Source organism: Thermus sp., from assembly GCF_039793865.1.
In the GTDB taxonomy this organism is placed as follows: Bacteria; Deinococcota; Deinococci; order Deinococcales; family Thermaceae; genus Thermus.
Genome location: NZ_JBAMMI010000074.1, coordinates 1 through 3,458 on the forward strand (window position 1 = coordinate 1; position 3,458 = coordinate 3,458).

General features: G+C 69.1%; 3 protein-coding genes and 1 pseudogene. 3 read left to right on the top strand and 1 reads right to left on the bottom strand.

Annotated features, from left to right (window positions below; genetic code table 11):
- Positions 1-18: 18 nt before the first annotated feature.
- The 3 genes from ABJK26_RS06785 to hisH are packed head-to-tail and all read left to right on the top strand — an operon-like array spanning position 19 to position 2,279.
- The gene (locus ABJK26_RS06785) at positions 19-1,062 is read left to right on the top strand and encodes an aminotransferase class I/II-fold pyridoxal phosphate-dependent enzyme (protein WP_347241526.1); all 1,044 of its coding nucleotides are present in this window, start codon (positions 19-21) and stop codon (positions 1,060-1,062) included.
- Positions 1,055-1,639, top strand: coding sequence for an imidazoleglycerol-phosphate dehydratase HisB (gene hisB / locus ABJK26_RS06790; protein ID WP_347241527.1), 585 nt, complete (start codon positions 1,055-1,057; stop codon positions 1,637-1,639). Before ABJK26_RS06785 ends, hisB begins: the two co-directional genes overlap by 8 nt.
- Before the next feature lie 43 nt (positions 1,640-1,682).
- A complete protein-coding gene (hisH, locus tag ABJK26_RS06795; protein ID WP_347241528.1) occupies positions 1,683-2,279 on the top strand; it encodes an imidazole glycerol phosphate synthase subunit HisH in 597 nt (198 codons plus the stop codon).
- Here the strand turns inward: hisH and ABJK26_RS06800 are convergent.
- Positions 2,250-3,169 (bottom strand): annotated as a pseudogene (locus ABJK26_RS06800) (carbohydrate kinase family protein). The gene hisH and the pseudogene ABJK26_RS06800 sit on opposite strands and share 30 nt — an antisense overlap.
- Positions 3,170-3,458: the final 289 nt, after the last annotated feature.

The window sequence follows — 3,458 nt, forward strand, 5'->3', positions numbered from 1 at the left end:
TACCGCTATACTCGGGGCATGCGGGCCTTCAAGGCGCACCTCCGGGGCCTCGCCCCTTACCCCTACAAGAAGGAGGAGGCCCCGGTGAAGCTGGACCAGAACGAGAGCCCCTTTGACCTCCCCGGGGAGCTCAAGGAGGAGGCCCTGAGGCGCCTTAGGGCCATCCCCTGGAACCGCTACCCGGAGATCCACGCGGAAGGCCTTAGGAAGAGGCTTTCCGCCCTTCTGGACTGGCCGGAGGAGGGGATCGTCCTGGCCCCGGGCTCCAACCTCCTGATCCTGGCCTTGAGCCTTGCGGCGGAGGAGGTCTTAGACCTTAAGCCCTCCTTCCCCCACTACGCCCACGCCGCCAAGGTGGCGGGGACGCCCTATGGGGCGGTGCCCCTGGGAGAGGGCTTTACCCTCCCCCTCGAGGCCCTCCTCGCCGCCTTTAGGGGCGGGGTCTTCTTCCTCCCCAACCCCCACGCCCCCACGGGGGCCCTCTTCCCCGAGGAGGCCCTTTGGGCCCTGGCGGAAAGGGCCAAGGAGGTGGGGGGGCTTTTGGTGGTGGACGAGGCCTACCGGGAGTTCGCCGGGACGGACTTCCGCTTCCTCGCCCGGCAAAACCCCCACGTGGCCCTGCTTCGCACCTTCTCCAAGGCCTTTTCCCTGGGGGGGGTTCGCGCCGGGTACCTCCTGGGAAGCCCGGAGGTGGCGGGGGTGGTGCGGGAGGTGCTTCCCCCCTTCGTCCTCCCCGTCCACACCGGGGCCATCCTGGAGGTGGTCTTGGAAAACCCGGGATACGTGGAGAAGGCGGTGGAGGAGGTGGTGGCCCAGAGGGAGCGGGTTTACCGGGAGCTCCTCGCCCACCCCACCTGGCGCCCCTACCCGAGCCGCGCCAACTTCCTCCTGGTGAAGACCCCGGACGCGGAGGAGGCCTTCCGCCACCTCCTCGCCCAGGGCGTCCTGGTGCGCAGGCAGGACCGCTACCCGGGTCTTGAGGGGTGCCTCCGGGTCACCATCGGCCGGAAAGAGGAGATGGACGCCTTCCTCAAGGCGGCCTTTGGGGTGGCCTATGCGTGAGGCCCTGGTGGAACGGGCCACGGCGGAGACCTGGGTCCGGCTCCGCCTTGGCCTGGACGGGCCCACCGGGGGGAAGGTGGCCACGGGCCTCCCCTTTCTGGACCACATGCTCCTCCAGCTCCAGCGCCACGGCCGCTTCCTCCTGGAGGTGGAGGCCAAGGGGGACCTCGAGGTGGACGTCCACCACCTGGTGGAGGACGTGGGCATTGCCCTGGGAATGGCCCTGAGGGAGGCCCTGGGGGAGGGAGTGGGCCTGGAGCGCTACGCCGAGGCCTTCGCCCCCATGGACGAGACCCTGGTGCTTTGCGTCTTGGACCTCTCGGGGAGGCCCCACCTGGAGTACCGCCCCGAGGCCTGGCCCGTGGTGGGGGAGGCGGGCGGAGTGAACCACTACCACCTGCGGGAGTTCCTGAGGGGCCTGGCGAACCACGGGCGGCTCACCCTCCACCTGAGGCTCCTTTCGGGAAGGGAGGCCCACCACGTGGTGGAGGCGAGCTTCAAGGCGTTGGCCCGGGCCCTCCACCGGGCGACCCGCCTCACGGGGGAGGGGCTTCCCAGCACCAAGGGGGTGCTTTAACCCCCACGGGGCCGCTTCGCCTCGGCTTAACATGCGGGAGAGGATGAGGACGCTCCTCATTGACTACGGCTCGGGAAACCTGAGAAGCGCCGCCAAGGCCCTCGAGGCCGCAGGCTTTGCCGTGGCGGTGGCCCAGGACCCCAAGGCCCACGAGGAGGCGGACCTCCTCGTCCTCCCGGGGCAGGGCCACTTCGGCCAGGTGATGCGGGCCTTCCGGGAAAGCGGCTTCGTGGAGCGGGTCCTCCGGCACCTGGAACGGGGCCTCCCCTTCCTCGGGATCTGCGTGGGGATGCAGGTCCTCTACGAGGGAAGCGAGGAGGCCCCGGGGGTGAAGGGCCTCGGCCTTTTCCCGGGGAAGGTGCGCCGCTTTAGGGCGGGGAGGGTGCCCCAGATGGGCTGGAACGCCCTGGAGTTCGGCGGGGCCTTCGCGTCCCTTTCGGGGCGCCACTTCTACTTCGCCAACGCCTACTACGGCCCCCTCACCCCCCACTCCCTGGGGAGGGGGGAGTACGCGGGCACCCCCTTCACCGCCCTCCTCGCCAGGGAAAACCTCCTCGCCCCCCAGTTCCACCCCGAGAAGAGCGGGAAGGCGGGGCTCTCCTTCCTCGCCCTAGCCCGCCGCCACTTTGAGGTCCTCTAGGGTGACGAGCCGCCCCTGGGCCCCGATGGCGGTGGCGGCCAAGGCGCCCGCCAGGTTGGCCAGGCGGCCCGCCTCCACGGGGCCTAGGCCCTCCAGTACGGCGTGGGCGAAGGCGGCGGTGTAGGCGTCCCCGGCCCCGGTGGAATCCACGATGTCCTCCACCGGGAAGGGCTCCAAAAGCTCTTCCCCTTCCGGGGTGACCAGGATGGAGCCCATGGCCCCCACCTTGATGGCGAGGCGGGAAAAGCCTTCCCGCCTAAGCCTCTCCACCCCCTCGGAAAGGGAAGAGGCCCCCGTGAGGGCCAAAAGCTCCGTCTGGTTCATGAGGAGCCAGCTCACCCCCCGGAGGTGCTTCAAGAGTTCCCCTCCCGCCGCCCGCACCGCTCCCGTCCCCAGATCGGCGAAGATGGGCATCTCCCGTCTCCTTGCGGCCTCGAGGACCTCCGCCGCGTAGCTCCGGGAGGGCCCCCCAAGAGGGCGTAGGCGGAGAGGACCACGGCGTCCGCTTGGTCCAGGTAGCGGGGCTTGAAGAGCGAAGGGTCCAGGTGGCGGCTTGCCCCTTCGGCGCTCACCATGGCCCTCTCCCCCCCGGGCACCACCAGGACGAGCACCGAGCTCGTGGTGTGCTCGGGGTCCTCCTGCAGGTACCTTAGGTCCACCCCCACCTCCCGCACCCGGCTTAGGGCGAGCTCGGCGAAGGGGTCCTTCCCCACCCGGCCCGCCAGAAAGACCCGGTGGCCTAGGCTTGCCAGCTGGGCCGCCAAGGTTCCCCCGGCCCCTCCCGGCTTCATCAGGGCCCGGCGGGCGGGGAGCTCCTCCCCGGGCTCGGGTATGCGCTCCACGAAGAAAAGCAGGTCCACGGAAACGTCCCCCAACACGAAAAACCGCATCTTTCCCCCTTTCCCAGGCAAAGGCTTTTGCCCTCACTATACCGCAAGGGCTCCGTTGCTTTGCCTCCAAGCTTACCGCCCCAAAATGAGAAAAGCATAACAAGCCTCCGGCAAAGCCTTGGGAATCCCCCTTGCTTAACCCAAGGGGGGGTTCCCGGGGCCCCCATGCCAGGGGTGGTCCTAAGTGCCCGCACCTCGGCTTTGCAATACCTTCGTGTGCCTGAGCTCTCATCCCTTTCCTCCCCCCAATTCCTCAAGCAACCTGACCAGCTCTGCCAGCACGGCTTCC